Below are 26,997 nucleotides of genomic sequence, written 5' to 3' on the forward strand. Positions count from 1 at the left end.
CATGGGCATCATCGGTTGGATCGTCCTCGGCCTCATCGCCGGGGCACTCGCAAAGCTCATCCTCCCCGGCAAGCAGGGCGGTGGCTGGATCATCACCATCATCCTCGGCATCGTCGGCGCGCTGCTCGGCGGATTCATCGGCGGAGCGCTCTTCGGGCGCGACGACCCGATGGGCTTCAACTTCGTCAGCATCATCCTCGCGGTGGTCGGCGCGATCATCGTCCTGCTGATCTACGGCGCGATCACGGGCCGCAAGTCCCGCGCGTAAGCATCACGCGACTCGAAGGCCCCGGCGTCCGCGCCGGGGCCTTCGTCGTGTTCGCGCGCCGCGCAAGGCCTTGCAGCCGAGAGGCTCCGGGGCCTGGACTGGAACCTGCACACCGACGAAAGGACGCTCGAGTATGAGCACGGACGAGAACACTGTCCCCACGATCACCCTGAACAACGGAGTCGAGATCCCCCAGCTGGGATTCGGCGTCTTCCAGATCGACCCCGCCGAGACCAAGGACGCCACCCTCGCGGCGCTCGAGGTCGGCTACCGCCACATCGACACCGCCGAGATGTACGGCAACGAGGCCGGCGTGGGCGAGGCCGTCCGCGCCTCCGGCCTGGACCGCTCGGAGGTCTTCGTCACGAGCAAGCTGAACAACGGCTTCCACGCCCGCGAGGACGCTCTCGCCGCGATCGACGTCACCCTCGGCGAGCTGCAGTTCGACTACGTCGACCTCTTCCTGATCCACTGGCCGCTGCCGAACGTGGGCGACTACCTGGAGACCTGGAAGGCGATGGAGGAGATCTACCGCAGCGGCAAGGCGAAGGCGATCGGCGTCTCCAACTTCCAGACCAACCACCTCAACCGCCTCCGCGCCGAGGCGACCATCGTCCCGGCCGTGAACCAGATCGAGGTGCACCCCTACCTGACCCAGGAGGAGCTGCGCGCCTACGGCACGGAGCACGGCATCGCCACGGAGGCGTGGTCGCCGATCGCGCAGGGGCTCGTCCTCGACGACGAGGCCATCACGCGCATCGCCGGCAACGTCGGCCGCTCCCCCGCTCAGGTCGTGCTGCGCTGGCACCTCCAGCGCGGCGACATCGTCTTCCCGAAGTCGGTGACGCGCGCCCGCGTCGAGGAGAACTTCGCGCTCTTCGACTTCGAGCTGGACGACGAGTCGATGACGGCGATCACGGCGCTCAACCGCGACCAGCGGACCGGGCCCGACCCCGACTCGTTCAACTACATCCCCGACTGAGCGTCTGACCTGACCTCCGGCTCGTGAAACCACGTTCGGCTCGCAGAATCCGCGGATTCCTGCGAGCCGAACGTGTTTCTACGAGCCGGAGGTGCTCCCGAGAGGGCTCCCGGTGTGGCGTCAGCTCTGCGAGTCGCGCCAGGAGTGCTCGGGGGCGTAGCCGAGGACCTCGCGGGCGTGGTCGATCGAGAGCAGGGTGTCGTTCACTCCGAGCTCGCCGCGGATCTCGACGCCGGGGAAGACCTCGGCGACCAGCTCGGCGTTGGGCCGCGTCATGACGGTGTCGGCGGCCGCGATGATGAAGCGGTCGTACCCGGTCGCGTCGAGCTCGAGCGCCTTCTCGACCGCCTGGGCTCCGTCGCGGCCGTCGATGTAGCCCCAGAGGTTCCACTTGCGGGCCAGGGCGTCGGAGTCGAACGACGGGAACTCGGCGTAGTCCGCCTCGTCCATGACGTTCGAGAAGCGCAGGCCGATCATCTTGAGGTCCGGGTGCCAGCGGCAGAGCTCGACGGCGAGCGCTTCCTCGAGCACCTTGGTCAGCGAGTACACCGACTCCGGGCGGGCCGGGTACTTCTCGTCGACGGGGATGTAGGGCGGCGCCTCGTCGAACGGCAGACCGAGGACGGTCTCGCTCGACGCGTGCACGATGGTGCGGATGCCCGCGCGGATCGCCGCGTGGAAGACGTTGAACGTCGACGTCATGTTGTTGTGGAAGGTGGCGATGTCGGGGACCATCCCGGGAGCCGGGATCGCGGCGAGGTGCACGAGGGCGTCGACTCCGTCGTACTGGTCGTTCACCGACTGCAGCGCGTCGACGACCTGGCCGTAGTCGGAGACGTCGATGCGGACGAAGCCCGCCCCGCGCTCCCCCGCACGATCGAGGTTGAACACGTCGTGGCCCGATGCCCGGAGGCGGGTGACGACGCTGCGGCCGAGCTTGCCGGATCCACCGGTGACTGCGATTCTCATGCCTCGAACGCTAGCGACCCCCGCGGATCCGGACGAGGGGTGGCGGATCAGTCGCGGGAGTGGAGCGAGATCCCGCCGCCGACCTCGGGGGTCGTCTCGTCGGCGACGAGCTCGGTCCAGCGCTTCAGCACGCTCGCGCCGGCCTCGTCGTTGACCAGGCCGTCGACCACGAGCACGGGGTAGGGCTTCTCGGGCACGCCCTCGGCCGGGCGGACGTCGACGTGGGCGACGTCGTAGGCGTGCTCGAAGAGCCAGTCGGCCATGGCGTAGTCGCTCCGGGAGTCGCCGACCGTGCGCCAGCGCTGCGGGATCGCCCCCGTCGCGCCGAGCAGCTCGACGGCGCGCTGGGCGCCCAGGTCCTTCCCCAGGCGGTTCGACTCGATGTCGGTCGAGATGACGGTCGGGTCGATGCGGTACTCGACCTTCCCCGAGTCGTCCGGGTAGCGGATGCCGCGTCGCTCGACACCGAGGCCCGCGGCCGTCATGATCTGCAGCGCATCGGCGTCGAACACGAGCTGGCGCTCGAGGTAGTCCTCGCTCGCGAGGTCGACGAGCTGCTCGGCCGACACCATCGCGCGCTTGGTCTCGTCGAAGAAGACCAGGTCGTCGTAGTCGGAGCGGATCATCCGCTCGAGATCGCGCGCCACCGCCTCCGGGATCGCGAGCGACTCGTCGACGATCGGCTCGGAGGTGCCGCGGTAGTCGACCGTGAACCACACGGCGCCCTTCTCGCAGACGCAGACGATGCGGGCGTCGGCCGAGACACCGCGCTCGAGGAGCGAGGGCAGCACCCGCTCGCGGAGGAACGCGTCGGAGCGCCCGGTGTTGAAGACGATCGGGATGCCCGCGTTGGCGAGCGCGACGAGGTCGTCGGCGATCGCCGGGATCGAGATCGTGCGGGTCACGGGGCTCGCGATGGGGCCGTCGACGTCGAGGAGGAGGCCGAGAGGCGGGGGTGTGGAGGTCATCCCGCCCCATTCTGCCGTGCGCACGCGTCCGGCAGGCGCGTCACGCGGAGGAGACACGCCGCGGGTGCGGCTCGTCGATCAGGTGGGCTCGCGGATCAGGTGGGCTCGCCGACCGGGAGGACGTCGGCGAAGCGATCGAGGAAGTCGCGGATCGTCGCGAGGGTCGCCGGGTCGTACTCCGCGAGGGCGGTGTCCAGCTCCTCGGCACGGCTGCCGAGGAACCCGCTGCTCTCGCGCCGTGCCGTCTCGGTCGCGCGGAGGCTGACGATGCGCCGGTCGGTGCTCTCGCGGCTGCGGCGGACGAGGCCGCGCTCCTCGAGGCGGTTGACGAGGGCGTTCGTCGCGCCCGACGTCAGACCGATCCGCAGCCGGAGTCGCGCGGCCGAGAGCGGGTCGCCCGCGTTCTCGGCCCAGAGGATCTCGCCCAGTGCCACGCCGTCGGTCGTGGGGAGTCGCATCCACGTCGCGAAGTGGTGCGACGACTCCTGGTAGCGCACCGCGTAGCGGCGGAGGGCCTCGAGGGTCTCGGAGCGGAGGTCGGTCATGCCTGGGATTCTGCCGTGTCGCGGAAGGCGCCCGTCACCTCGCGAGGCTCGGGTAGCTCGGCAGGTCGGGCACGTTCCGCGCGCTGGTGAGCAGGGTGCTCTGCGCGAAGCGGCGCAGCGGCGCAGCGGAGGCGATGCGGTACAGGGTCCGCATCGCCCTGACTCCGGCCCGGGTCGACGGGTGCAGGAGTCGAGCCCCGCCCGGGGGAAGGCCCTGCGCGCTGTCGGCGTAGCCGCGGAGCAGCCGCTCGTAGCGGGCGAAGGCCTGCTGCGGAGCGGCGGCCGCCGCGAGCTCTCCGGCCAGGATGTGCGCGCCGACGAGCGACAGCGTCGTGCCCATGCCCGTCGGACCCGATCCCCATGCCGCGTCGCCGAGGAGGACGACGCGGCCCCTGCTCCAGCGCGAGACGACGACCTGCTCCATCCGCTGGGTGTAGAACTCGTCGGGGCGAGCGTCGAATCCGTCGAGGATGCGCTCGGTCTGCCAGCCCGCACCGCGGAACCGCTCGCGCAGGATCGACAGCTGCACGTCGACGGGCAGCGTCTCGAACCCCATCGGCTCGGACTCGAACGACATGCTCGCCCGGATCGTCCCGAGGTTGTCGGGACGGATCGAGGCGACCCGGCCCCTCGTGGCGGTGTACCAGTCCCACTGGTCGACATCGGAGTCGAGGCGGTCGATCGTGCCGTAGGTGATGCTGACGCCGAAGTCGCGGTACTCGGTCTCGTCGGCGAAGAGGAGCCGCCGTGTCCGCGAGCTGCGCCCCTCGGCGACGACGACGAGATCGAAGCGCTCGGCGGCTCCGCTGTCGAATCGGACGTCGACGCCGGCGGAGTCCTGCTCGACCCCCGCGATGAAGTCGCCGTACCGGAGGTCGACGGAGTCGGAGACGAGATCGACGAGGATCTGCGCGAGGGCACCGCGGAGGATCTCGATCTCGGCGGTCGGGCCGTCCTCCCCCTCCGCGCGGGGGAACAGGGCGTAGGGGCGCCCCGCGTCGTCGACGTACCGGGTGCCCTGCTCCCCGGTGAGGTTCTGCATCACCCTCTCGCGGATGCCCATCCGATCGACGACGTCTCGGCCGATCCCGCGGATGTCGATGTTCTGCCCGGTCTCGCGCTGGGCCGGGGAGCGCTCGAGCAGTGTGACGTCGAAGCCGGACCGCTCGAGGCCCCAGGCGAGGGCTGGTCCGGCGATGCTCGCGCCGGTGACGAGGACGCGGGGAATGGAGGTGGGGGGCATGGTGGATCGCTTCCGTTCCGAGGCGACCTCGTGCCGCCTCCGACCACGATAGCTTCATGGTGATAACACTTCACTGTGAAAGTACCCCGGAGCAGGATCCTCCGCCTACCCTGGGACCGTGAAACCCGCGCTCGCCCCGGCCGCAGGGATCTCGCTCTCGGCACTGCTGCTGTTCGGTCTGCGCCTGCCGATCGCGGGCTACCTCGTGCTCGCGGCGAGCCTCCTGCTGGCGCTCCTCATCGACCGCACTCTCGCCGTCGACCTGTCGCTGATCGCGGCGGGGCTGGTCGTCGTCAGCACGATCTCGGTCGAGGCCAACCTCGACTACCCCAACATGGCGCTGATGGGGTTCGTGCTCTCGGCGGCGGTCGCCGTGCCCTGGGCGATCGACCACTACGGGACGAAGCGGCGGATCATCCGCTTCCCGCTGCGGACCGGTCAGCGCTGGACGACCCTCGAGAAGTCCTACCTGCCGGCGGTCGTCGTGCTCGGCTGGATCCTGCTGCCGTTCTACTTCATCCGCTCGGGCGCCTACCTGAACTGGCCGGCGATCTCTGCGCCCGACGAGATCGCGCGCCTGTTCGTCGGCGTCGGGTTCGTCGGAATCTGGGACGAGCTGTTCTTCATCTGCGTCGTGTTCGCCGTGCTGCGCCGCCACCTCCCGATGTGGCAGGCGAACATCCTGCAGGCGGTGGTCTTCGTGTCGTTCCTCTGGGAGCTCGGCTACCGCGAGTGGGCTCCGGCGTTCACGATCCCCTTCGCGCTGCTGCAGGGCTACATCTTCTCGAAGACGAAGTCGCTCACCTATGTGATCTGCGTGCACCTGCTCTTCGACCTGGTCGTGTTCCTCGCGCTCGTGCACGCTCACAACCGCGAGTGGCTGCAGTGGTTCGTGTACTGAGCAGGCGCTAGGCGGCCTGCAGCGCGCGGGCCTCGACCCGGCCCTTAAGCGCCGCGTTGAACGCCGCGTAGCCGCCGTCGTCATGGTTCTTCGCGAAGAGGCCCTCGAACGGCTTCGTGAGGATCCCGGAGAAGGTCTCGGTGCTGTGGACCCGGGTCGTGCCGGCGTCGTTGCCGACGAGGGTGAAGGTGTGCTCGCCGAGGAAGAGGCGCGCCGTCAGGATCGTCGCCGACCACTGCAGCAGGCGGCCCTCGGTGACGTCGGTGACGTCGGACGAGAACCAGAACCCGGGCATCCGCATCGTCAGCGTGGTGCCGAGCTCCGGCGTTCCGTCGATGCGGGAGAAGTTGCTCCACTCGCCGTACGAGGAGAAGTCGGAGAGGACCTCCCAGACCTCGTCGGGGGTGGCGGTGATGTCGACCGTGGTGGCGAGGACGATGCTCATGATGTCTTCCGTTCCGGGTTCGCGGTGGGTGATGGACTCAGCGTGGCCCAGCCCAAAGCTATAGTCAATAGCCATTAGCTATTGATATTAGCTGACAAGACGAGCAGGATGAGGTCATGACTCCACTGAACGACGGCCCCCGTGCCTAGGGCCGGACTGACCCGCGACCGCGTCGCGGAGGAGGCCGCCGCGATGGCCGACGAGGTCGGTCTCGCGACGCTCACCCTCTCCGCCCTGGCCGAGCGGCTCGGCGTCCGTCAGCCCTCCCTCTACAAGCACATCGACTCGATGGCCGGCCTGCACCGCGACATCGCAGTCCGGGCCAAGCGCGATCTGGGCGAGGTGCTCGCGCGGGCCTCCGCCGGCCGCTCGGGAGCGGAGGCGATCTCGGCGATGTCCCACGCTTACCGCGCATGGGCGCTGCAGCATCCCGCCCGCTACGAGGCGGCCAACCGGATGCCGGCTCCCGGCGACGTCGAGGACGAGGCGATCTCGGTCGCCGCGGTCCAGGTGATCGCCGACGTGCTCACCGCCTACCGGCTCGACGGGAACGACGCCGTCGACGCCATCCGCGCCTTCCGCTCGACGCTGCACGGGTTCGTCTCGTACGAGACGGCCGGGGCGTTCCAGTGGAGCGCCGGCATCGATCGCAGCTTCGAACGGCTCGTGGGCGGATTCATCGTCGCCCTCGACCACCGCGCCGAGACGGCCGACCGCTCGCCGTCGCCCTAGGCGTCCAGCGGCACGACCCGGTCGATGATGCCGCGGGCCGTGTCGGAGACGCTGGCCCGGCGCGAGCGGGCGAGGTCGCGGAGGATGTCCCACGCCGTCTCCATGTCGACGGTCCTGCTGTGCGCGATGGCGCCCTTCGCCTGCTCGATGAGCACGCGCGCCTTCACGGCGAGCTGCAGCTGATCGCGGGCGACGGACGCCTCCCGGACGGTGCGCTGCTGAACGAGCCCGATGGTCGCGACGTCGGCGATGGTCTGCGCAGCCCGGACGTCACTCGGCCCGAGCTCGCCCGCGCGGTCGCTGAAGAAGTTCAGCGACCCGATCGTCTCGCTCCGCAGGCGCAGCGGCACGGCGTGCACCGACTGGTAGCCCGACTCCCCCACTCCCTCGGCGAACGCCGGCCACCGGCTCTGGATGTCGTCGAGCGTGCCCGCGGTGATCGCGGAGCCGGTGGTGTACGACTCCATGCAGGGGCCGTCGCCGGCCGAGAGCTGCAGCGCCTCGATGAGGTGCATCCGCTCGCTGGTCGAGGCCATCACCACGAGGTCGCCGTGCGGGTCGGCCAGGACGATGCCGACGTCGACGGCGTCGAAGATCGCGGCGCACCGCTCGACGAGGTCGTGGAGGAACTCGACGATGTCGAAGTCGTCGACGAGGGTGTCGGCGACGGCGGTCAGCGTCTCGAGGAGCATCTGCTCGTGAGTCGTGGTGGGCATGCGAGGTCCTACTTTCCGTCGTCCGACGCAGCGTCGGGAGTGAAGTCCAGGGTTCGCGCGACGACGCGCGACGCGACCTCGCGGACGGTCGTGCCGGTGGCGAAGGCGTGCGCGCGGATCATCAGGAGTGCCTCGTCGGTGGAGGATCCGGTCTGGCTGAAGACCATCCCGGTCGCCTGATGGACCTCGCGGCGGGACAGCGCCGCGTCGTGCGCGCCGGCGCCGCTCTGCGCCCTCTCGAGCGCCTGCGCGATGATCGCGCAGGCCAGGACCGCGGCGAGGCCCTTCGCCAGATGCAGATCCTCGCGCTCGAACACGACCGGTGCGTCGCAGTAGAGCGAGACGGCGCCGACGCCGAGCGTGCCGAGGACGAGGGGGACGCACAGCACCGACTGCACCTCGGCCGCCGCGAGATCGGAGTAGAAGAAGGGCCACGAGCCGACGTCCTCGGCGCTGGAGACGTGCAGCTCGACCGGGCGCCCGCTCCGGTAAGCCCGCCAGGCCGGTCCCTCGCCGAGATCGATCTGCGCCTCGTCGAGCGCACCGGCGCGCGTGCTCGTCGCGACGAGCACCTCGGGGTCGAACGGATCACTCAGCGTGGAGGCGGCGGCGTCGTCGACGGGGAGCATCGTCACGAACGACGCGAGCAGCGGAGCGAGCTCGCCGGCGTCGCCGTCCCCGTCGTCGCCGTCAGGAGAGCGGGCGGTCGCGGCGCCCGTCACGAGGCACCGCGGGGAGGGATGATCAGCACGGGAACCACAGGACCTTCGGTCGTCGTCATGAAGACGCATCTCCGCAGGAGCAGGGCGTGAACGCTGGTCACACCCTACCCGCGCAGGCGTTCCGCGGCCCTCGCGATCGGCAACCCCCTGTGCCCCGGCTCCCGGAGCGCGCACGGTGGGAGGCATGAGAAGACTCCACTACGCGAGCGGGTTCGTCCTCGTCGCCGACATCACGTGCAAGGCCGTGCTCCGCTACGCCCGCGCTCTCGCCGATGTCGGCAAGTCCGACGTCGTCACGATCCCGGTCGTCACCGAGGGCGGGAGCAATGCGTACGCGCACCTCCTGATCGGTCCGGGGAGCCAGCTGTTCTCGATCCCGGTCGAGAAGAGCCACGGCGACGAGCCGGTCGACGAGGACGTGATCGCGTCCATCGAGCGGGAGACGCGGCGGATGCAGCCGGCCCGGCCGGCGTGGAGCGAGGAGATGACCGACATCTCGGATCTCGACTTCCTCGACTTCTCGGATCAGGACACCGGAGGAGCACGCCTGCAGTCATGAGGTCGCGGCGATCACCGTCGCCGCGGGAGGTCTTACCGGATCGTTACCGCGCCGCGCGCGCAGCGCGGACTCGACGGCCCGAGGATGAGCGGAGGGGGACGATCCGGGCCTCCGCTGTCCGCTCTCCGGGGGTCTCCGCCATGCACATCCGTTCCCGCACACTCACCGCCGCCGTCCTGACGGTCGTCGTCGCCACCGCTCTGGCCGGCTGCGTCCCCGCCGAGCCGGGAGCGGACCCGACGTCCTCCGCCGGCGAGGCGGCCCCCGCGCCGACATCGACGGACTCCGCGCCGAGCTCCTCCTCCGCGCCGAGTGACTCGGGTACCGGGACGCCCACCCCCGGCGAGACGCCCGCGATGGCGGATGCGACGAGCCTCCTGATCGGTCCGATCTCGTTCTCGCTGGTGGACGCCTCCGGGGCCGAGCTCGGCACCTGGGACTACCGCGACGGGACGGGCGCGATCGCGGCGCTCACGGAGGCGTTCGGCAGCACGCCGACCGAGTCGGACGACGTGCCCTATGAAGGCTTCCGCTCGCGGGCCTACTCGTGGCCCGGATTCGACTTCAAGGACACCGAGGTCTACGACGCGGGAGATCCGGAGCTGGAGTTCCCCGAGCCCGACTTCATGGTCGGCGCGACCGCCCCCGCGGTCGGCGATGTCGCCGTCAGCACCCTGGGCGGGGTCTCGGTCGGCGACGCGACCGCCGACGTGCGGGTGGAGCACCCCGATGGGATCCTCGAGGGCGCGGGCCCCGAGTCCGCCGGGCTCTTCCTGTTCGACGAGACCTCGGTCGGGTCCTCGAACGGCAACGATCTGGTGAATTCGGTGATGGCGATCGCGGACGACGAGGTCACCATCTCGGCGATCCGCGCGCCGTCCGCGAACTGGGGCGTCTGAGCAGGCGGCAGCGTCAGCACCGGGGATCGGACCGATCCGGACGCGCACGTGATCGGGCTCGCCCATCGAGAGGTCGGTCAGAAGGATGGTGGCGCCTCCGTGAAGCGCGGTGACGGAGGCGGCTCGGGTGAGTCCTCGGACAGGCCGGGCGGGCGAGTGGTGACTCGGCGTCCGGTCGGGGTGGCCCACTCCGCGGTGCCGTCCGGATGGAGGACGTAGGTCCAGCGGTCGCCGTGACGGACGTGGTGGTGGCCGGCGCAGAGCGAGCACAGGTTCTCGAGCGCCGTCTCGCCGCCGTTGCGCCACTCGATGGTGTGGTCGGCCTCGGACGTGGACGCGGGACGGGTGCAGCCCGGGAAACGGCAGGTCCGATCGCGCAACTGCAGCGCCAGGCGCATCCGCGGCGGCGGAACCCGGTGGGTGCGGCCGACGGAGACGACCCTCCCGGTCTCCGGCTCGATCAGGACCCGGGTGAAGGACGCAGCGGTGCCCACGAGCTCTCGGGCGATGTCGGCGGGGACGAGTCCGTAGCCGTCGAGGTCGGCGGGCGCATCGTCGACGCCGGCGGCGGTGCTCGCGGAGACGGTGAGCCGCACCTCGGCCCGCACCCCGGACACGAAGGTCGCCGGCGCGTCGTCCGGGCCGATGGCCGGGGACGTGCCGGCGATGTCGCCGTCGGTCAGCAGATCGGCGAGCGCGTCCGCCCGCAGCTGCGCGAGCGTGCGCTCGTCACGCCTGCCGCCGGGCTCCTCGCTCGCGCCGTCGCGGAGGGTGCGGGCGATCCGGTCGAGGCGGCCGTACACGCCCATCGCGACCGGCGCGGGCAGTACCGCGCAGAGCGTGGCCATCCCGTCGTACTCGGGACTCACCCACACCGTCCGATCCGCGCGGGCGCGCGCGTGCCGCTTCGCGAGAGGCTCCCCGTGCACGTCGTCCCGGATGCGGCCCACCGCTCGTCGCAGCTGCGTCGGCGTCGTGGTGAGGGCCGCTGCCGCGGCGCGCGCGTCCAGCGCTGCCCGCGACTCGATCGGCAGAGTGCTCGCGGCAGCGCAGACGACCTCACTCGCCTCCCACAGGATGAGGCCGGCCGCGAGAGCCTCACGGGTGCGCGGGAGATCCTCCACGAGCAGCAGCGCGTGCTCGAGTGCGTGCGACAGCGCCCGCTCCGACAGCCGCAGCGCGACGGCCAGCTCGGCACGGATCGATCGCTCGACCAGGTCGTGGGACTCGCTCCGAGACAGGTGACGACCGCCCGCGAACGCCTCCGGGACGCTGAGGGCCGCCCGATACGCCGCGTGCAGCGCCGCGGCCCGCGCGAGGAGCACCTGCGCGGACGCGAACCCGAGGCGCGCCGCGAGATCGCCGAGCTCACCGACCGTGTCGGTCGTCACCTCCGCCGCTCTGGTCCCGCTCGATTCCTGCATACGAGTATTGAATCAGGGACCACCGACATCGGACTCGCCTCGACGACCCGGCAGGGGACGACCGACCCCGGCGCGCACCTGTGGAGGAACGGCGCAGGGCGCCCACCCCGCTCAGCGACGGCGGAACGCGCGCACGAGCGCGTAGACGACAGCGGCGCCGCCGATCGCGACCACGATCCAGCGCGCCACGGAGTCGACGGGCGAGTCGCCCGTGCAGACACCGGGCGCGTTCCCGTAGTCGGTGCAGCTGCCCGATCCGAAGCCGGCCAGGAAGACGAGGACTCCCGCGGCGAGGACCACCGCGACGGCGATCCATCCCCGGCGGACGCCCCGCTCCGACCGCGCGCTCATGGAGCGACCCTCCGCGCAGCCCCACCCGCCACCGACTTCTGCACGAGGAGGCGTCAGCGCAGGAACAGGGAGAGCAGCAGCGTCATGCCCAGGGCGAGGACGGAGGCGAGCGAGACGCCGACCGTCACCGATTTGAGGGCGCCGCGCACCGACTGGCCGAGGAAGCTCTGCAGCAGCCAGAAGGTGTTCGACGTGACGTGGATGCAGAACAGGGCGCCCGAGCCGGCGGCGAGTGCCACCAGGAGCGGATCGAGGCCGAGCGTCGCCGCGACCGGTGCCACGACTCCGGCGGCCGTGATCGCCGAGAGCGTCACCGAGCCGACCGCGATGTGCAGGACGGCCGCCATCAGCCAGACGAGCAGCAGCGGCGCGGTCGCCGACGCCGAGAAGTAGCCCTTCAGCAGCTCGCCGAGGTCGCCCTCCGCTATGACGGCCGCGAGGCTGCCGCCGACGCCGGTGAGCAGGAAGATCTGGCCGCCGTCCTGGAAGCCCTTCGCGACCGCCTTCTCGATCCGCTTCGCCCCGACCACCGAGCGGCCGATCGCTCCGGTCGCGATCACGGCGATCAGCAGGGCGATCACGGGGTCGCCCAGGAACTGCAGCACCGGCACCTCGGCTCCGGCCACCGTGAGCACGGCCTCGGAGGCGATGAGCAGGAGCGCGACGAGCATCGGGGCGAAGAGCAGGAGGAGGGGACGCTCGTGCGGGGCGTCGGTGTCGCCTCCAGTACCGGGATCGGCGCGGCCGGGCACCGAGAAGTCGGGGCTCGCGGGACGGTCCGAGCCGCTCGCCTCCGCCGCCGCCAGCACCGGGACCTCCTCGCGCAGCAGGACCTGCTCGTCGCGAGCCGGGTCCCAGAACCCCATCCGGAACGCGAGCGACATGAGGAGGATCGTGACCACGACCGTCGGTGCCACGACCGCGAATCCGCCGAGCATCATCACGCCGAGCGGCACGCCCAGAAGCCCGGCGAGGGCCACCGCGGCGAAACCCGGGACCATCATCACGATCCCCATCTCGAGCCCCACGGCGAAGGTGACGGCGACGATGCCGGTGCCCGCGCGGCCGAGCCGGGGCGCGATCTTCCGCGCGAGGGGCGCCGCGATGACGATGAGCGCGTCGACGAAGATCGTCTGCAGGTAGGTGGCGAACGAGAGGCCCAGTGCGTACGGGATTCCGCGGCGCCCGAAGATGCGCATCAGGCCCTCGACGAGGCGCACCACGGCGCCCATCTCGTTGAGCATCGCGCCGATCAGCACTCCCCAGCCGATGAGGAGGCCCGCCTCCATCATCACCTCGCCGAAACCGCGGGTCATCGTCGAGACGGTGTCGACCGGTCCGAGCCCGGTCAGGAGCCCGATCGCCGCGGCGCCGACCGCGAGCACGAGCACCGGGTTCTGGCGGAAGCGGACGATCGCCACCACCACGACCACGATGACCGCGCCGACGACACCCAGGGTGTACCACTCGGGCATGTGTCCTCCTCCGCCGCCGCTCCGCGTGCGGTCACACACTAGAGCGTCGGGACGCCGCGAGAACGCGGAAGTCGTCGTACTCGATCACCGAGTACGACGACTCTCGAGCGGGGCGGGCCGGGGAGCGCGGGATAGCGTGGACGAATGGCACTGACGCTCCCGGAACCACGGCTCCCCTCCCTCCTCGATTCGCCCGTCCTGCGCTGGGGGGTCGTCGCCCCGGGCTCGATCGCCGGGAGCTTCGTCGGCGCTCTGCAGAAGCACACGCGGCAGCGCGTCGTCGCCGTCGGCTCCCGCTCACTCGAGCGCGCGCAGCAGTTCGCGCAGCGCTTCGGCATCGAGCGCGCCTCGGCCGGCTACGACGCGGTCGTGAACGATCCGGAGGTGGATGTCGTCTACATCGCGTCGCCCCACTCCGAGCACGCGCGCCAGGCCCTGCTCGCGATCGCGGCGGGCAAGCACATCCTGGTCGAGAAGCCGTTCGCGCCCACTCCCGGCGAGGCGGAGATGATCGTGCACGCGGCGCGCGATGCCGGGGTCTTCGCGATGGAGGCGATGTGGATGCGCTACCTCCCGCACACCGACGTGGTGCGCCGACTGGTCGCCGACGGTGCTGTCGGCCCGCTCGCCCTGGTGTCGGCCGACTTCGGCGGGGCGTTCCCCTTCGATCCGGCGAGCCGCATCTTCGACCCTGCGCTCGCGGGCGGCGGGCTGCTCGACGTCGGCGTGTACGCGTCGTCGTTCGTCTCGATGGTCGCCGGCACCCCGCAGAGCTCGGAGGTGTCGGGGAGCCTCACCGAGACCGGAGTCGACGCGACCGCGACGATCGTGGGGCGGCACGCCGACGGTGTGCAGTCGATCGCGACGTCCACCGTGCTGGCCGACACTCCGCAGGCGGCCTGGGTGGCCGGGCGCGAGGGGCGGATCGACGTGCACTCGCCGTTCTGGAGCCCGAGCGCCGTGACGCTGACGCGCGGCTCCGAGAGCGGGACGTGGGTCGACGAGTCGCCGCTCCGGGGCGGCGAGGGGCTCGCCTGGGAGGCGCTGCACCTGGCGCAGTACGTGACGGAGGGGCGCACGGAGTCGCCGCTGCACCCGCTCGACGAGGTCGTGCAGGTCGTGCGGACGCTCGACGACGCGCGCCGGCGACTCGGGGTGTCCGTCTAGCGGCCTCAGCCCGCCGGCAGCTCCACGCGGAACAGCGTCCGCCCCGGCGCCGACTCGACCAGCACCCGCCCGCCGTGCGCGTCGACCACCGCGGCCACGATCGCCAGCCCCAGCCCGGTCGAGCCGGTCGTGCGCGCGCGGGAGGAGTCGCCGCGCGCGAAGCGCTCGAACAGCACCGGCACGAGGGCCGGGTCGATCCCCGGGCCGGAGTCGGTGATCTCGACGACCGCGATGGGCCTGCCGCGCTCGTCCCGACCCTCCGACAGCGCCGCGACGACGCGGGTGCCGGGAGGCGTGTGCACCGACGCGTTCCGCAGCAGGTTCGCGACCACCTGGTGCAGGCGGAAGCCGTCTCCGCGGATCTCGACGGGCTCCTCCGGCAGCTCCAGGTCCCACTCGTGGTCGGGGCCCGCGACGTGCGCGTCCGACACCGCCTCGATCAGCACCATCGTCAGGTCGACGGGCTCCTTCTCGAGGTCGCGGCCCTCGTCGAGCCGCGCGAGCAGGAGGAGGTCCTCGACCAGCGAGGTCATCCGGGTCGCCGCCGACTCGATCCGGTCGAGCGAGTACACGGCCGCCTCGGGCAGCTCGGTGTCTCCTCGACGCGGGAGCTCGGCGTAGCCGCGGATCGCGGCGAGCGGCGTCCGCAGCTCGTGCGAGGCGTCGGCCACGAACTGGCGCACCTTGTTCTCGCTCGCCTGGCGCGCCTCCAGAGCACCGCCGACGTGGTCGAGCATACGGTTGAACGCGGCGCCCACCCGGCCGACCTCGGTGCGGGTGTCCGCATCCTCCTCCGGGACCCGCTCGACCAGCTCGACCTCGCCGCGCTCGAGGGGCAGCTCGGCCACACGGGTCGCCGTCTCCTCGACGCGCTCGAGCGGGCGCAGTGCCACGCGGATGATCCTGGTCGCGATCAGCGCCACGAGCAGCATCGCGGCCAGCACGACGATGACGACGATCCAGGCGAGGGAGGCGATGGTCTCGGTCACGTCCCCCAAGGGCACTCCGACGACCACGACGGAGTCATCGGCGATCGTCGCCTGCGCGCGGTACTCGCCGAGCACGCCTCCGAGATCGATCGTCACGGCGTCGCCGCCCGCAGCGACAGCCTCGGTGAGCACCGAGTCCGCCTCCTCGGCGAACTGCCTGCACATGCCGTCGCCGTCGATGTAGGCCCCCGTGTACCCGCCGTCGGTGGTCTGCACGGCGGTGATCGTGCTGAGGTTCTGGCTGGGACCGTTGCCGAACGCGCCGGTCGGACAGGTCGTGGCCCGCTCGACGGCCGACGAGCCGGCGAACTGGCTGGGACCGTTGAAATCGCGGAGGCGATCGAGCGAGTCGGAGAGCTGCGTATCGGTGTTCTCGTACAGGATCCCCCGCAGCGACAGCACGCTCACCGCCCCGACGATGCCGGCGGTGATCGCGACCATGGCGACGACGGCCACCACCATGCGGCGCCGCAGGGTCCAGGGCGCACGCCGTCCCGATCGGGAGGCGCGGAGTGCCGAGCGGGTGGCGAAGTCGCCCCAGGTGGGGCGCCCGCGATCGGTCGCCACTACTCCGCGGGCTTCAGCATGTAGCCGGCGCCGCGCACCGTGTGGATCATCGGCGAGCGGCCGGCGTCGATCTTCTTGCGGAGGTAGGAGATGTAGATCTCGACCACGCTCGACTTGCCGCCGAAGTCGTACGACCAGACCCGATCGAGGATCTGGGCCTTGCTCAGCACGCGGCGCGGGTTGCGCATCAGAAAGCGCAGCAGCTCGAACTCGGTGGCCGTGAGCTCGACGTCGGTGTCGCCGCGGCGCACCTCGTGGCTGTCCTCGTTGAGCACCAGGTCGCCGACGACGACCTCGGGGTCGTCGACGTCGTTCGCGAGCAGGGTCGAGCGGCGGATGAGCCCGCGCATCCGGGCGACGAGCTCCTCGAGCGAGAACGGCTTGGTGACGTAGTCGTCGCCGCCCGCGGTGAGTCCGGCGATGCGGTCGTCGAGGGCGTCCTTCGCGGTGAGGAAGAGCACTGGGGTCTCGCTGCCATCGGCGCGGACGCGCTGGAGCACCTGGAGTCCGTCGATGTCGGGGAGCATCACGTCGAGCACGATCACGTCGGGGCGGAACTCGCGGGTGATCGTGATCGCGGCGCGTCCCTCCGCCGCGGTGCGCACCTCCCAGCCCTCGTAGCGGAGCGCCATCTGCAGCAGGTCGGTGAGGGTGCTCTCGTCGTCGACGACGAGGACGCGGATCGGGGATCCGTCTGCGCGCTTGAGGCGGGTGCGCTGCGCGGAGGCGACGTGCTTCGAGGGGGCCGGGATGCTCATGTCTCACAAGTATCGGCAGATTCCTATGAGCACGCTATGCGCGCCCGATGCCCTCCCTGTGTCTCGGGAGAGCGGAGGCGTCAGCCCTCCTTCGTCGGGTCCGCCGACTCCATGTCGTCGACCTTCGCCGACCGCGCGTAGCCCCGCACCCGCCGGTCGATGAACGTCGCGAACCACAGCAGGACGCCGATCACGAGCAGCACCCCGGCGATCTCGTACTGCGCGATGTCGCGCCCGGAGGTGATGGGCAGCACCAGGTAGAGGCACGCGACAGCGCCGAGGATCGGCAGCACCGTCGGAGTCCGGAAGTGCTGGTGGTCGACCGGCTGCTTCCGCAGCACGAGCACCGACACGTTCACGACCGCGAAGACGGCGAGGAGCAGGAGCGACGTGGTGCCTCCCAGGAGCACCGCGATGGGGTCGGACGGGTCGCGCGACACGTACGCGGTGAGCAGGAGCGCGATGACGGTGGTGAAGAGGATGGCGGCCCACGGCGTGCGGCGACCGGGCAGCACGTTGCTGAGGAACGGCGGGAGCACGCCCTGCCTGCTCATCCCGTAGAGCAGCCGGCTGGCCATCATCATGTTGATCAGCGCGCTGTTCGCGACGGCGAAGAGCGAGATGAACGGCAGCAGCGTCGAGATCGGGAAGTCGGGCGCCGCGGTCTCGACGACCGTGACGAGCGGAGTGTCGTTGCCCGCGAGCTCGCCGACCGGCACGATCGCGACGGCGAGGGTCGAGACCAGCACGTAGACGACGGCGGTGATGCCGAGGCCGGTGAGCATCACCTTCGGGAAGATGCGGCTGGGCTCCTTGGTCTCCTCCGCCATGTTGACCGAGTCCTCGAAGCCGACCATCGCGAAGAAGGCGAGCGAGGTCGCCGTGCTGACCGCGAGCAGCAGCGACTTGTCCTCGGGGCTCTCGAAGGCGACGACGCGCGAGAAGTCGGCGTCGCCTCCGAAGACCGCGAAGAAGCAGACGAAGATCACCAGCAGCAGACCCGAGAGCTCGATCAGCGTGAGGACGACGTTGAGGCCGACGCTCTCGGCGACGCCGCGCAGGTTCACCAGCGCGATGCAGAGCATGAAGATCAGCGCGATGCTCAGGCGGGTCCCTGCGCCGTCGCCCAGGCCGAAGCCGATCGCGAAGTTGCTCGCGAAGGCACCGGAGGCGGCGCTCGCCGAGGTGATGCCGCTCGCCATCACGGTGAAGCAGACCAGGAAGGTGACGAAGTGGATCCCGAACGCCTTGTGCGCCTAGAGGGCGGCACCCGCGGCCTGCGGGAACTTCGTCACGAGCTCGAGGTAGGAGCACGCGGTGAGCGTCGCGACGACGAACGCGATGAGGAACGGGAGCCAGGCGGCCCCGCCGACCTCGGCCGCCACCTGGCCGGTGAGGGCGTAGATGCCGGTGCCGAGGATGTCGCCGACGACGAACAGGAGCAGGAGCTTGGGGCCGAGGACCCGCTTCAGCTCGGGCGGGGCGGTCTTCGTGTCGCTCGTCGCAGTCATGATCGGCGCCTCCGTCAGCTCGTTCCCAGGTGGCGCGAGCCTAGGGCCGAGGGGGACGCCTGCGTAACCCCTCAGAGGGCGGGAACGCCAGAAGGGCGGAGGCTCGCGCCTCCGCCCTTCGTACCCGGGTGAGTCAGAGGCAGACGCCGGTGAATCCGGGGAGCGGGGAACGCGAGGTGCCCGAGACGTTCGCCGTGGCGATGTTGTTGCCGAGGTTCGTGTCGACCGAGCCGGTGGGCAGGCTGACGAGCGCGAAGGTGAAGTTCTGCAGCAGGAACGCAGTGTTGATGCCGGTGAAGGCGACCGAGACCGTGGTCGCTGCCGTCGTCACAGTGAAGGTGCGAGTCGTGCCCGTGAGAACCCCGGCGCTCAGTCCCGAGGTCGTGAGATTGACGTTGGCGACCGCCGGAGCAGTCAGCGTCAGCACGGTGCCGACCGGGATGGTGCCCGTGCTCGCCGAGAGCGTGAAGGTCGGGAGGCTGCCGAGAACGCCGAGGAGGGCGCAGTTGCGGCTGACGATGTAGTCGGTCGTGTTGGAGGCGGCGGCCATGGGAGCGGCGACGGCCACGGCGACGACCGGGACGCTCCAGGCAGCGGACTTGGCGAGAGTGCGGCGGGAGATGTTGTTCTCGGGCACGTGTTCCCTTTCGGAGGAGGAGGTCGGAGGGCCGTTCGTGCTGTGGGGCCACGTCCGGATAGGGGAAACGTAGGGAGCCGTCGCCCGTCCGATCCACACGGCCGGAACGGGCGAGGATCTCTCGACATCCTCGCCCGCTGGGAACGGGCTGGACATCCGAGATCCGAGAGGAGGGACGGATCCGCGCCGTTCCGCGGCGCGAGCCGACACTTTCGCGACAGCGCCGAGCTCCGCCGACGTGGAAGCCCCCCGCCCAGGCGCGCCGTGACCCCCGAGGAGGTGTCGCGGATGCGCGCGCCCCTGTCGGCCGCGGCCGGCACGCGACGGCACTCCGCCGGCGTCATCGGCTCCTCATAGCCGACCGCGACAACCGGCATAGCCGGCGTTCCTAGGGTCGGGTCGCCGAGCGGACCTCACCGCTCGATCCCTCCCCGACCGAAGGAACCCATGTTCGCCACCTATCTCAGGCGAGAGCTCACCAACCGGCGACGGCAGACCGTCATCATCTCGGCCGGGATGGCGCTCGCCATCGCCCTGGTGATCCTCGTCAACGCTTTCTCGGCCGGCGTGCAGAACGCCCAGGCCTCGGTCCTCGAGTCCGTCTACGGAGTCGGCACCGACATCACCGTGACCCGGGCAGCCGAGGCCCCCGCCGAGGGGGGCGGGGCGGGCCAGCAGTTCGACTTCGGCGAGGCCGACGGCACCACCGAGGACGGCACGACCTCGGTCAGCCAGTCGCGCCTCGAGGCCGACCGCGGCACGACCACCTTCGACGCGACCGCTCTCGACACCGTCCTCGGAGTCGACGACGTGCAGAACGCCATCGGCGTGCTCTCGCTGAACAACACGACCTTCGACGGCGAGCTGCCCGACATGAGCCAGGCGGGCACCGGCACGGCGCCCGGCCAGGGCACGACGGGCGAGGCCCCGACCGGCGGCCCCGACGGCGCGGGCGGCTCCTCGTTCGACGTCGACTCGTTCTCGGTGCTCGGCCTCGACCCGGCCGGCTCCGCGATCGGCCCCCTGGCCGACGTGAGCCTCACCGACGGCCGCACCTTCACCGCCGAGGACGCGGGACAGAACGTGGTCCTGATCGACTCGTCCTACGCCACGACCGCCGAGCTCTCGGTCGGCTCGACCCTCGACATCGGCGGCACCGAGTTCAGCGTGATCGGCATCGTCACCTCCGACTCGACCGACGCGAGCACCGCCTCCGACACCTACATCCCGCTCGACGTGGCACAGACCCTGTCCGGCCAGGACGGCATGATCTCGTCCGTCTACGTGCAGGCCGCGTCCTCCGAGGACATCGCGCAGATCCAGTCCGACATCCAGACCGCGCTGCCCGACAGCACCGTCTCGACCCAGTCCGACCTCGCCTCCTCGGTCTCGGGCTCGCTCTCGACCGCGGGCGACCTGGTCGCGAATCTCGGCACCTGGCTCTCGCTGCTCGTCCTCGCCGCCGCGTTCCTCATCGCGACGCTGTTCACCATCTCGGGCGTCACCCGCCGCACCCGCGAGTTCGGCACCCTCAAGGCCATCGGCTGGACCAACGGCTCGATCGTCCGCCAGGTGGCCGGCGAGTCGGTGGTGCAGGGCCTGATCGGAGGCGCAGCGGGCATCGTGCTCGGACTCGTCGGCGTCGCGATCGTGAACCTGATCGCGCCCACCCTCTCGGGCAGCTCCGCGACGACGACCGCGGCGGCCGGCCCCGGCGGCGGCGGGTTCGGAGGCGGTGGCCCCGGTGCCGCGCAGACGGCGACCGCCGCCACCGAGGTGGCCCTGTCGCTCCCGATCACCGTCCCCGTGATCCTGCTCGCCGTCGGCCTCGCCGTCCTCGGCGGCCTCCTCGCCGGAGCCGTCGGAGGCTGGCGCGCTGCCCGCCTCCGCCCCGCCGCGGCCCTGCGCTCCGTCGGCTGAGCCGGCCCACCCCCGAGACGAAGGACATCGCCATGTACACCCTCACGAACGTCAGCAAGAGCTACGACGGAGCGAAGACCGAGGTCACCGCGCTGAAGAACGTCACCCTCTCCATCCCGGACGGCCAGATGGTCGCCATCCAGGGGCCGACCGGCGGCGGGAAGTCGACGCTGCTGCAGATGCTCGGCGCGCTCGACCGCCCGACCTCGGGCACCGTCGTGCTCGGCGACAACGAGATCTCCTCGGCCGGTGACGGACGTCTGGCGGCGGTCAGGGCGACGGAGGTGGGCATCGTCTTCCAGAGCTTCAACCTGATCCCGACGCTCACGGCGCTCGAGAACGTCGAGACGGCGCTCGCTCCGCAGCGGATTCCGTCGGCCGAGCGCGCCTCGCGGGCGAAGGAGGCCCTCGCCTCCGTCGGTCTCGCGGACCGCCTGGACCACCTGCCCGCCGAGCTCTCGGGCGGTCAGCAGCAGCGCGTCGCGATCGCCCGGGCACTGGTGAAGAACCCGAAGGTGCTGCTGGCCGACGAGCCGACGGGCGCCCTCGACGAGGACACGCGCGACGACATCATGACGCTGCTCGAGACGCTCTGGAAGGACCTCGGCCTCACCCTGGTGATTGTGACGCACGACTCCGCCGTGGCCAGGCGCGCCCAGCGCCGCCTCCACATCAAGGCAGGCCACGTGAAGGACGTCGCCTGACGCGGACGTCTACGGCCCCGCCACTCCTCCTCGCTGATCGAGCCCGCAGCCCGCGCAGCGGGCGTATCGAGATCCACCATCGTCAGAAGATCAGCGCAGAAGCCTGATCCGCTGTCGCTGGTGGGTCTCGGAGGAAAAGTAACCTCCTGCGTGCGGTCCCCTGCCTCGCTGATCGAGTAGCCCGCGCAGCGGGCGTATCGAGATCCACCACCGTCAGCAGCCCAGATCAGAAGCCTGATCTGCTGAAGCTGGTGGGTCTCGATACGCCCCTACGGGGCTACTCGACCAGCAGGGGAGGGCGACGCCTCAGACTTCCCCCTCACCAGCGAGACGCGAAGCGGCTTCACCGCGACCGGTAGAGCAGACCTCCCGCGTGCGGCCTCCCCATGCTGATCGAGTAGCCCGCGCAGCGGGCGTATCGAGATCCCCCTGCGTCAGAAGTCGAGGGCAGAAGCCTCATCCGCTGACGCTGGTGGGTCTCGATACGCCCCTGCGGGGCTACTCTACCAGCTGATAAGGGGCGACGGCTCAGGCTTCTCCCTCACCAGCGACACGCGAAGCGCCTTCACCGCGCCCGGCAGAACAGACCTCCTGCGTGCGGCCGTGCCCCGACGGACCGCGCGGGTCAGATCGCGTGGGCGCGGAGGAACGCGAGCGCGCGCGGCCAGGCGTCGGTCGCCGCGGCCTCGTCGTAGGTGCCGTCGTTGGAGTCGTTGAAGAACGCGTGGCCGGCGCCCGGGTAGACGACGAGCTCGACGTCCTCACCGGCGGTGGCCTCGCGGATCCGCGGCACCTGCTCCATCAGCGGCGCGTCCTGGTCGCCGTAGAAGGCGAGCACCGCGACCTCGAGGGCGGCGAGCTCCTCGTCGGAGGCGGTCGTGTGCCCGTAGAAGGGCACCGCGGAGGCGAGGCGCGGCTCGGCCAGCGCCAGCGCGTAGCTGAAGGTCCCGCCGTAGCAGAAGCCGGTCACCGAGACGCTCAGCACGCCCTCCTCGCTCAGCAGCCGGCTGACCAGCGCCTGGAGGATCGCGACCGAGCGCTTGGCGTGCTCGGGCGTGAAGACGGGGGCGAAGAACGTCCGCAGCTCGACCTGGCGCGGGAGCCTGCGCACAGGGTGGTCGTAGTCGGCGCGCTGCTCGGTGTCGAGCTGCTCGAGCAGCCCGCTCTCGGCCAGCAGCTCGGGCGCGACGACGCGGAACCCCTCGGCCGCGTACCGGTCGGCGACCGAGCGGATGTGCCCGTCCACTCCCCACACCTCGTGGATCACGATGAGCGCGTGCTCGCCGTCCCCACTCCGGTAGACGGGTACGTCGTGGTCGGCCAGGGTCCAGGTCTCATCGCTCGTGGGCATGGGAGAAACCTAGCCTCGCCGTCCGACGGCGGCCTGAGCGCCGGTCAGCGGTACTCGCAGACGACGAGGTTCTCGACGTCGCGGGTGAGCGTCGGCTCGCCGCCCAGGAGGAACGCGTAGTTCTTCGAGTTCGTGGCCATGAAGTCGGTCGTGTAGTCGTGGACGCAGTCGCGCTCCGTCAGCAGCACGGACGAGCCGAGAGCGGCCGCGCTCGTCGCGCCGGACAGGGCGTCGGCGAACGAGTCGCCGGCCGCGAAGAACACCGTGTCCTGCAGCAGCGACTGCGGGTAGGCGCGGTTGAGCCGGACGCTGGTGTCGTGGCGGTTCGAGCCCGCGATCCGCGACACCGTCTCGGCGAGGCCGCGGCGGGTGAAGTCGTCCTGGTACGCCTCGGAGATCGAGGGTCCGCCGCCGATGAACTCCGCGTGCCCGGGGTCGAGATCCTGCAGCGCCGCCTCGGTCGGGGTGTCGACTGTGGAAGTCGCGCCGTCGACGAGGAGCACGGGCTCGCCGCGCCAGCCGGCGATCGGAGCGGCCGACAGAGCATCGGGGAAGTTCGTCCCCGTCGCCAGGAACACCTCGTCGTAGGGCCCCGTGCCGAAGGCGTCCGCGACGACCCTGCGGGACGTGTCGTAGCGGTCGCTGCCGCCGATGCGCGTCGTGTCGGACACGAGGGAGCGGACGGCGCCGAGGACGCCGGGGCCGACGCTCAGATCGCTGCCCACGACGATGACCCGCGCCGGGTCGAGGCGCCGGATCTCGTCGGCGACGACGGCGGGGAGACGGTCGGGATCGGTGAGCAGCAGCGCGCCACCCTGCGCCGCGGCAGCCGGAGCCGCGCTGAGCGCGTCCGGCCACTTCGCCCCGCTGGCGAGGTAGAGGACGGGGATGCCGGGCGAGAAGACCGCGCTGGTCGCCGCGACCGAGGTCGCGTACCGGTCGGACCCCGCCAGGCGCCCGGTGTACCAGAGGTAGTCGTCGTCGAGCTCGAGACCGATCCCCCCGGTGCTGCCGCCGATCGCGACGGCGACGGTGCTCGCGTCGCCCGAGCGGCGCACGTGCTCCCAGTACGTGTCGTCCACGACTCCGTACTGCGTCGACGCCCTGACCAGGTACTCGCCGGCGACGACCGAGGGGAAGGAGTAGGGATCACCGCCGTACACGCGGAGGTCCTGCGAGTCCGTCCGGTAGAAGGCGCCGTTGGAGGGCTCGCGGTACCAGAGGTCGACCCGGCGGTCGCCCGAGAGGCCGCCGACGGTGCCCGAGAGCGTCCCGAGCCGCGACGTGCGCAGCTCGATGCCCGACGCGGGCGCCTCCAGCGGCTGCGCGCCGACGGCGATCGCGCTCCCGCCGTACCAGAGGGACGCGTAGGTCGGGTAGTTGTCGCGGACGAGGAGGAAGTAGGTGCGACCGGCGGTCAGCCCGCCCGCGGTGAAGGTCAGGTCGTTCGCGACCTCGTACGTCCCGATCGCACCGTCGGCGGCGGTCCAGACCTCGACCGAGAGGAACGTGTCGCGCGGGAGGGTCGTGGTGAAGGATCCGTCCGCCTCCTCGAGGAGCACCGTGCCCGTGATCGACGCGGTGGCGCTCGCGAGGCTGCTCGCCTCCGCCTGCGTGCGGGCGGCGGCGCTCGGCGGAGAGTCGGGCAGCGGAGTCGTCGCGCTCGGCTCCCAGGCGTGCTCGCCCGCGGGCACGATCGCCTGCGCGGGGGCCGACAGCTCGTCGGCGGAGGCGACCACCGGCGCCTCCGGCAGCGGCTCGGCCGACGCGGCGGGGCTCGCGGAGACGGCGAGGACGAGAGCGAGGACCGCGGCCGCGGCCGATCGGAGCGAGAGCTGGGACACGGCGGAGTGCCCTTTCGAACGGTCCCGGGCGAGCGGGAGGCGGAGGGGTGCTCGCCCATGCTAGGGCCGGGCCGACCGGGCCGTGCGAGTGGTGTCAGAGGTGCAGGTGGGTGCTCGCCCACCGTCGCCCCGTCGCCGCGCGGAGATCCTCGGCGAGCGCCGCCGCGACATCGGCGGGGTCCAGTGCGGCCGGCCCGGCCACGTCCAGCACGATCGCGAGCCCGCCGATGGCGACCGAGTCGCGGAGGTCCCAGTCGCCCATCGGCGAGCGGAATCCACAGGAAGCGCACGTCAGGGTCGGCTCCGCTCCCTCCCACCAGGAGCGGAGAGCGGGTTCGGCCGCGCCGGCGTCGACGCGGAGGCCGCACGACGGGCAGGCCGGGTCGGTGGTGCCGTCGCCGATTCCGTGCACCTCGCGGGTCGCGAGGATCACGAGCGTGCCCCCGGTGAGGAGCGCGAACCGCGCCCGTGCGGCCGCCCCGAACACGAGCGCGCGCTGCCCCTCGTGCATCCGGTCGGTGGAGGTCCCTCCCTCATCCGTCCATCCGGAGGAGGAGAGCAGCCCCTCGAGCGCCGATCGCGCCTCCGCGACCTCGCCGCTCGCGACGTCGAGGTCGACGACGATCTCGCGATGATCCCCCACGCGCTACTCCCCGCCCGCCGTCACCAGGATCTCGTCCCACTCCCCCTCGGGCCGCTCCCAACGGAACCCGTGCCGCTCGTAGAGCCGGCGCGCGGCGCTCCCCCGCAGCACATCGAGGCGGAACGGACGGTCGCCCAGCGCCTCTTCGGCCATCACCCGGCGCAGCACGGCGCCGCCGATCCCGCGCCCCTGCACCGACGGGTCGAGGTAGAAGTGCTCGATCCACACCGCGTCCTCCTCGACCCGCGCCGCGATGCAGCCGACCGAGACGCCGTCGAGCTCGACGATGCGGGTGTGCTCGGGCCGGTACCCGTCGGTGAAGCGCCGTCGCACCCGGTCGGCGTCGTAGCGGTCGAGCCGCTCGAGATCGGGCCGCATCACGACGGCGCGCAGCTCGGCGATCCAGTCCGCGTCCGCACCGTCGCCCGGCCGCAGCGAGAACTCAGCGCCCACGGGGCTTCCGCGTCCGCCGCACGACCGCCTTCGGAGCACCGGGACGGCTCGGCTTCTTCTTGCCGCCGCCCGCCTTCTCGGCCGCCTCGCGCGCCTCCCGGGCCTTCGCCTTGGCGGCCTTCGCGCGCGACTCCACGCGCGGGGTGGCGGCGGTGCCGCGCGTGGTGGTGGCGCTGCGGCCTCGGACGACACCGATGAAGTCCTCGATGTCGTCGCTCTTCTCCTCCGTCAGCCAGGCCAGGCGGACCGAGGTCGGCGCGACTCCCTCCACAGGCACCGCGACGACGTCCTTGCGGCTGTGCACCCGCGCGACCGACTGGGGCAGGATCAGCACGCCCACGCCCGCCGCGACCTGCTCGACCGCATCGTCGAGCGTGCGCAGCACCGGGAGCGGCCGACGCGAGCCGTCGGCGATCTCGACGGCGAGCGCCGCCCACTCCGGCACCTGCGACGGCTCCTGGAGCAGGTGCTCCTCGGCCAGGTCGGCGACCTCGACGGCCTCGGCGTCGGCGAGCGCGTGCTCGCGCCAGAGCACCGCGACGGGCTGCTCGTCGTAGAGGTGGATCGAGCTGACGGCGGGAGAGACGACGTCGCCGCGGACGAACGCGAGGATCGCGCGGCCGTCGCGGAGCACCTCCTCCTGCTCGTGCTCGCCGATCACCGTGATGCGCAGCGGCAGCTCGGGGCGGCGCTGGCCCCACACCCGGGTCCACTTGGTCGGCGTCACCCCGGGGACCAGCGAGACGGCGAGGACCGGCCCGGTGTCCACGACGGTGTCGAGATCCTCCGGAGCCGCCTCGTGATCGGTGGTCTCCGGCTCGTCGCTCATCGCTCCAGGGTAGGCGGTCGACCGGGCGCCGGTAGGGTTGCCGCATGGCCAAGGCGACACAGACGATGAAGGCTGCGACCGCGGCGAAGAAGCTCCAGATCTTCCTCCCCGCGACCCCGGAGGAGTTCCAGCAGTCCGCGATCACGCGCGAGCAGTACGACGCGCTGGTCGAGAGCCCGCCGGCCTGGCTGACCGAGCTGCGCGAGAACGGGCCGCACCCGCGCCCCGTCATCGCCTCGCGGCTGAACGTCTCGATCTCGGGTCTGGCCCGCGGCGGCGTCACCGAGGCCCTCACGACCACCGAGATCCAGGCGCTGCTCGACGAGGTGCCCGAGTGGCTGCGGGTCGAGCAGAACCGCTACGCGGAGGTGCGCCGCGAGCAGGCGCGCATCAAGGCCGAGCGCGCCGCCAAGACCGCCGACTAG

28 protein-coding genes and 1 pseudogene are annotated in these 26,997 nt (G+C 71.4%); 10 read left to right on the forward strand and 19 right to left on the reverse strand.

Annotation, left to right across the window (positions count from 1 at the left end; all coding sequences use genetic code 11):
- Position 1: 1 nt before the first annotated feature.
- Positions 2-268 carry a GlsB/YeaQ/YmgE family stress response membrane protein gene (locus GRS92_RS05960; protein WP_085476966.1) on the forward strand — a complete coding sequence of 89 codons (267 nt, stop codon included), beginning with the start codon at positions 2-4 and terminating at the stop codon, positions 266-268.
- Between the two features lie 133 nt (positions 269-401).
- Positions 402-1,250: an aldo/keto reductase gene (locus tag GRS92_RS05965; RefSeq protein WP_159854251.1), complete on the forward strand. Its 849-nt coding sequence runs from the start codon at positions 402-404 to the stop codon at positions 1,248-1,250.
- 120 nt (positions 1,251-1,370) lie between these two features.
- Here the strand turns inward: GRS92_RS05965 and GRS92_RS05970 are convergent, their stop codons facing one another.
- The 4 genes from GRS92_RS05970 to GRS92_RS05985 form a co-directional block, all read right to left on the reverse strand.
- Complete coding sequence (locus GRS92_RS05970; RefSeq protein ID WP_159854253.1) at positions 1,371-2,219, reverse strand: NAD-dependent epimerase/dehydratase family protein; 849 nt, start codon at positions 2,217-2,219, stop codon at positions 1,371-1,373.
- 47 nt (positions 2,220-2,266) lie between these two features.
- Complete coding sequence (locus tag GRS92_RS05975; protein ID WP_159854255.1) at positions 2,267-3,187, reverse strand: hypothetical protein; 921 nt, start codon at positions 3,185-3,187, stop codon at positions 2,267-2,269.
- Positions 3,188-3,282: 95 nt separating this feature from the next.
- Positions 3,283-3,732 carry a MarR family winged helix-turn-helix transcriptional regulator gene (locus tag GRS92_RS05980; RefSeq protein ID WP_159854257.1) on the reverse strand — a complete coding sequence of 150 codons (450 nt, stop codon included), beginning with the start codon at positions 3,730-3,732 and terminating at the stop codon, positions 3,283-3,285.
- A 34-nt stretch (positions 3,733-3,766) separates the two neighbouring features.
- Complete coding sequence (locus GRS92_RS05985; RefSeq protein ID WP_159854259.1) at positions 3,767-4,975, reverse strand: FAD-dependent monooxygenase; 1,209 nt, start codon at positions 4,973-4,975, stop codon at positions 3,767-3,769.
- A 118-nt stretch (positions 4,976-5,093) separates the two neighbouring features.
- Between GRS92_RS05985 and GRS92_RS05990 the strand changes: the two genes are divergently transcribed.
- Positions 5,094-5,876 (forward strand): CPBP family intramembrane glutamic endopeptidase, encoded by a 783-nt coding sequence (locus tag GRS92_RS05990; RefSeq protein ID WP_159854261.1) that lies wholly within the window; start codon positions 5,094-5,096, stop codon positions 5,874-5,876.
- Between the two features lie 7 nt (positions 5,877-5,883).
- On the opposite strand, the gene GRS92_RS05995 is transcribed toward GRS92_RS05990, so the two are convergent.
- The gene (locus tag GRS92_RS05995; protein WP_159854263.1) at positions 5,884-6,321 is read right to left on the reverse strand and encodes an SRPBCC domain-containing protein; all 438 of its coding nucleotides are present in this window, start codon (positions 6,319-6,321) and stop codon (positions 5,884-5,886) included.
- A 141-nt stretch (positions 6,322-6,462) separates the two neighbouring features.
- On the opposite strand from GRS92_RS05995, the gene GRS92_RS06000 reads away from it, so the two are divergent.
- Positions 6,463-7,053, forward strand: a complete 591-nt coding sequence (locus tag GRS92_RS06000; RefSeq protein WP_204162359.1) for a TetR/AcrR family transcriptional regulator — start codon at positions 6,463-6,465, stop codon at positions 7,051-7,053.
- Here the strand turns inward: GRS92_RS06000 and GRS92_RS06005 are convergent.
- Both GRS92_RS06005 and GRS92_RS06010 read right to left on the reverse strand, forming a co-directional pair.
- The gene (locus GRS92_RS06005) at positions 7,050-7,769 is read right to left on the reverse strand and encodes a GAF and ANTAR domain-containing protein (RefSeq protein WP_159854265.1); all 720 of its coding nucleotides are present in this window, start codon (positions 7,767-7,769) and stop codon (positions 7,050-7,052) included. The two genes, GRS92_RS06000 and GRS92_RS06005, sit on opposite strands and share 4 nt — an antisense overlap.
- An 8-nt stretch (positions 7,770-7,777) precedes the next feature.
- Positions 7,778-8,491, reverse strand: coding sequence for a GAF and ANTAR domain-containing protein (locus GRS92_RS06010; protein ID WP_159854267.1), 714 nt, complete (start codon positions 8,489-8,491; stop codon positions 7,778-7,780).
- 184 nt (positions 8,492-8,675) lie between these two features.
- Here GRS92_RS06010 and GRS92_RS06015 point away from each other — a divergent pair, with 184 nt between their 5' ends.
- Together GRS92_RS06015 and GRS92_RS06020 are read left to right on the forward strand one after the other, a co-directional pair.
- Positions 8,676-9,050 carry a hypothetical protein gene (locus tag GRS92_RS06015; protein ID WP_159854269.1) on the forward strand — a complete coding sequence of 125 codons (375 nt, stop codon included), beginning with the start codon at positions 8,676-8,678 and terminating at the stop codon, positions 9,048-9,050.
- A 140-nt stretch (positions 9,051-9,190) separates the two neighbouring features.
- Positions 9,191-9,949: a hypothetical protein gene (locus GRS92_RS06020; protein WP_159854271.1), complete on the forward strand. Its 759-nt coding sequence runs from the start codon at positions 9,191-9,193 to the stop codon at positions 9,947-9,949.
- Between the two features lie 77 nt (positions 9,950-10,026).
- On the opposite strand, the gene GRS92_RS06025 is transcribed toward GRS92_RS06020, so the two are convergent.
- The 3 genes from GRS92_RS06025 to GRS92_RS06035 all read right to left on the reverse strand — a co-directional run bounded on the left by GRS92_RS06025 (position 10,027) and on the right by GRS92_RS06035 (position 13,199).
- Entirely contained in the window at positions 10,027-11,373 is a 1,347-nt protein-coding gene (locus tag GRS92_RS06025; protein ID WP_159854273.1) for an HNH endonuclease, read from the reverse strand.
- Between the two features lie 111 nt (positions 11,374-11,484).
- Positions 11,485-11,724 (reverse strand): hypothetical protein, encoded by a 240-nt coding sequence (locus GRS92_RS06030; RefSeq protein WP_159854275.1) that lies wholly within the window; start codon positions 11,722-11,724, stop codon positions 11,485-11,487.
- A gap of 53 nt (positions 11,725-11,777) precedes the next feature.
- Positions 11,778-13,199: a GntP family permease gene (locus tag GRS92_RS06035; RefSeq protein ID WP_159854277.1), complete on the reverse strand. Its 1,422-nt coding sequence runs from the start codon at positions 13,197-13,199 to the stop codon at positions 11,778-11,780.
- A gap of 144 nt (positions 13,200-13,343) precedes the next feature.
- Between GRS92_RS06035 and GRS92_RS06040 the strand changes: the two genes are divergently transcribed.
- Positions 13,344-14,366 carry a Gfo/Idh/MocA family protein gene (locus GRS92_RS06040; protein ID WP_159854279.1) on the forward strand — a complete coding sequence of 341 codons (1,023 nt, stop codon included), beginning with the start codon at positions 13,344-13,346 and terminating at the stop codon, positions 14,364-14,366.
- A 5-nt stretch (positions 14,367-14,371) separates the two neighbouring features.
- Here the strand turns inward: GRS92_RS06040 and GRS92_RS06045 are convergent, their stop codons facing one another.
- From GRS92_RS06045 to GRS92_RS06060, 4 genes and pseudogenes are all read right to left on the reverse strand, one after another.
- A complete protein-coding gene (locus GRS92_RS06045; protein ID WP_235021841.1) occupies positions 14,372-15,922 on the reverse strand; it encodes a sensor histidine kinase in 1,551 nt (516 codons plus the stop codon).
- Complete coding sequence (locus GRS92_RS06050) at positions 15,922-16,680, reverse strand: response regulator transcription factor (protein WP_159854281.1); 759 nt, start codon at positions 16,678-16,680, stop codon at positions 15,922-15,924. The genes GRS92_RS06045 and GRS92_RS06050 overlap by 1 nt, the downstream gene beginning before the upstream one ends.
- A gap of 80 nt (positions 16,681-16,760) precedes the next feature.
- Positions 16,761-18,191, reverse strand: a pseudogene (locus GRS92_RS06055) (APC family permease).
- 133 nt (positions 18,192-18,324) lie between these two features.
- Positions 18,325-18,828 (reverse strand): hypothetical protein, encoded by a 504-nt coding sequence (locus tag GRS92_RS06060; RefSeq protein ID WP_159854283.1) that lies wholly within the window; start codon positions 18,826-18,828, stop codon positions 18,325-18,327.
- Positions 18,829-19,275: 447 nt separating this feature from the next.
- Between GRS92_RS06060 and GRS92_RS06065 the strand changes: the two genes are divergently transcribed.
- Positions 19,276-20,748 carry an ABC transporter permease gene (locus GRS92_RS06065; protein ID WP_159854285.1) on the forward strand — a complete coding sequence of 491 codons (1,473 nt, stop codon included), beginning with the start codon at positions 19,276-19,278 and terminating at the stop codon, positions 20,746-20,748.
- A gap of 32 nt (positions 20,749-20,780) precedes the next feature.
- The gene (locus tag GRS92_RS06070) at positions 20,781-21,452 is read left to right on the forward strand and encodes an ABC transporter ATP-binding protein (RefSeq protein ID WP_159854287.1); all 672 of its coding nucleotides are present in this window, start codon (positions 20,781-20,783) and stop codon (positions 21,450-21,452) included.
- 625 nt (positions 21,453-22,077) lie between these two features.
- Here GRS92_RS06070 and GRS92_RS06075 read toward each other — a convergent pair.
- The 5 genes from GRS92_RS06075 to GRS92_RS06095 form a co-directional block, all read right to left on the reverse strand.
- Positions 22,078-22,803: a dienelactone hydrolase family protein gene (locus tag GRS92_RS06075; RefSeq protein ID WP_159854289.1), complete on the reverse strand. Its 726-nt coding sequence runs from the start codon at positions 22,801-22,803 to the stop codon at positions 22,078-22,080.
- Positions 22,804-22,847: 44 nt separating this feature from the next.
- Positions 22,848-24,647 (reverse strand): cell wall-binding repeat-containing protein, encoded by a 1,800-nt coding sequence (locus GRS92_RS06080; protein ID WP_159854291.1) that lies wholly within the window; start codon positions 24,645-24,647, stop codon positions 22,848-22,850.
- A 94-nt stretch (positions 24,648-24,741) separates the two neighbouring features.
- Positions 24,742-25,290 carry a hypothetical protein gene (locus tag GRS92_RS06085; protein WP_159854293.1) on the reverse strand — a complete coding sequence of 183 codons (549 nt, stop codon included), beginning with the start codon at positions 25,288-25,290 and terminating at the stop codon, positions 24,742-24,744.
- 3 nt (positions 25,291-25,293) lie between these two features.
- Complete coding sequence (locus GRS92_RS06090; protein WP_235021842.1) at positions 25,294-25,743, reverse strand: GNAT family N-acetyltransferase; 450 nt, start codon at positions 25,741-25,743, stop codon at positions 25,294-25,296.
- On the reverse strand, positions 25,733-26,572 hold the full coding sequence (locus GRS92_RS06095; protein WP_159854295.1) for a LysR substrate-binding domain-containing protein: 840 nt from the start codon (positions 26,570-26,572) through the stop codon (positions 25,733-25,735). Before GRS92_RS06095 ends, GRS92_RS06090 begins: the two co-directional genes overlap by 11 nt.
- A 44-nt stretch (positions 26,573-26,616) precedes the next feature.
- Here GRS92_RS06095 and GRS92_RS06100 point away from each other — a divergent pair, with 44 nt between their 5' ends.
- Positions 26,617-26,997: a DUF5997 family protein gene (locus GRS92_RS06100; RefSeq protein WP_159854297.1), complete on the forward strand. Its 381-nt coding sequence runs from the start codon at positions 26,617-26,619 to the stop codon at positions 26,995-26,997.

The sequence above is a fragment of the Rathayibacter sp. VKM Ac-2754 genome (genome assembly GCF_009807095.1).
Lineage (GTDB): Bacteria > Actinomycetota > Actinomycetes > Actinomycetales > Microbacteriaceae > Rathayibacter.

Bases quoted from the DNA above. Each gene is read 5' to 3' on its own strand.
- GRS92_RS06095 (WP_159854295.1), bottom strand. From the start codon at position 26,572: ATGAGCGACGAGCCGGAGACCACCGATCACGAGGCGGCTCCGGAGGAT.
- GRS92_RS06035 (WP_159854277.1), bottom strand. From the start codon at position 13,199: ATGCCCGAGTGGTACACCCTGGGTGTCGTCGGCGCGGTCATCGTGGTC.
- GRS92_RS05965 (WP_159854251.1), top strand. From the start codon at position 402: ATGAGCACGGACGAGAACACTGTCCCCACGATCACCCTGAACAACGGA.
- GRS92_RS06100 (WP_159854297.1), top strand. From the start codon at position 26,617: ATGGCCAAGGCGACACAGACGATGAAGGCTGCGACCGCGGCGAAGAAG.
- GRS92_RS06065 (WP_159854285.1), top strand. From the start codon at position 19,276: ATGTTCGCCACCTATCTCAGGCGAGAGCTCACCAACCGGCGACGGCAG.
- GRS92_RS06025 (WP_159854273.1), bottom strand. From the start codon at position 11,373: ATGCAGGAATCGAGCGGGACCAGAGCGGCGGAGGTGACGACCGACACG.
- GRS92_RS05970 (WP_159854253.1), bottom strand. From the start codon at position 2,219: ATGAGAATCGCAGTCACCGGTGGATCCGGCAAGCTCGGCCGCAGCGTC.
- GRS92_RS06005 (WP_159854265.1), bottom strand. From the start codon at position 7,769: ATGCCCACCACGACTCACGAGCAGATGCTCCTCGAGACGCTGACCGCC.
- GRS92_RS05975 (WP_159854255.1), bottom strand. From the start codon at position 3,187: ATGACCTCCACACCCCCGCCTCTCGGCCTCCTCCTCGACGTCGACGGC.
- GRS92_RS06070 (WP_159854287.1), top strand. From the start codon at position 20,781: ATGTACACCCTCACGAACGTCAGCAAGAGCTACGACGGAGCGAAGACC.
- GRS92_RS05960 (WP_085476966.1), top strand. From the start codon at position 2: ATGGGCATCATCGGTTGGATCGTCCTCGGCCTCATCGCCGGGGCACTC.
- GRS92_RS06050 (WP_159854281.1), bottom strand. From the start codon at position 16,680: ATGAGCATCCCGGCCCCCTCGAAGCACGTCGCCTCCGCGCAGCGCACC.
- GRS92_RS06015 (WP_159854269.1), top strand. From the start codon at position 8,676: ATGAGAAGACTCCACTACGCGAGCGGGTTCGTCCTCGTCGCCGACATC.
- GRS92_RS06075 (WP_159854289.1), bottom strand. From the start codon at position 22,803: ATGCCCACGAGCGATGAGACCTGGACCCTGGCCGACCACGACGTACCC.
- GRS92_RS05995 (WP_159854263.1), bottom strand. From the start codon at position 6,321: ATGAGCATCGTCCTCGCCACCACGGTCGACATCACCGCCACCCCCGAC.
- GRS92_RS06040 (WP_159854279.1), top strand. From the start codon at position 13,344: ATGGCACTGACGCTCCCGGAACCACGGCTCCCCTCCCTCCTCGATTCG.
- GRS92_RS06020 (WP_159854271.1), top strand. From the start codon at position 9,191: ATGCACATCCGTTCCCGCACACTCACCGCCGCCGTCCTGACGGTCGTC.
- GRS92_RS05980 (WP_159854257.1), bottom strand. From the start codon at position 3,732: ATGACCGACCTCCGCTCCGAGACCCTCGAGGCCCTCCGCCGCTACGCG.
- GRS92_RS06030 (WP_159854275.1), bottom strand. From the start codon at position 11,724: ATGAGCGCGCGGTCGGAGCGGGGCGTCCGCCGGGGATGGATCGCCGTC.
- GRS92_RS05985 (WP_159854259.1), bottom strand. From the start codon at position 4,975: ATGCCCCCCACCTCCATTCCCCGCGTCCTCGTCACCGGCGCGAGCATC.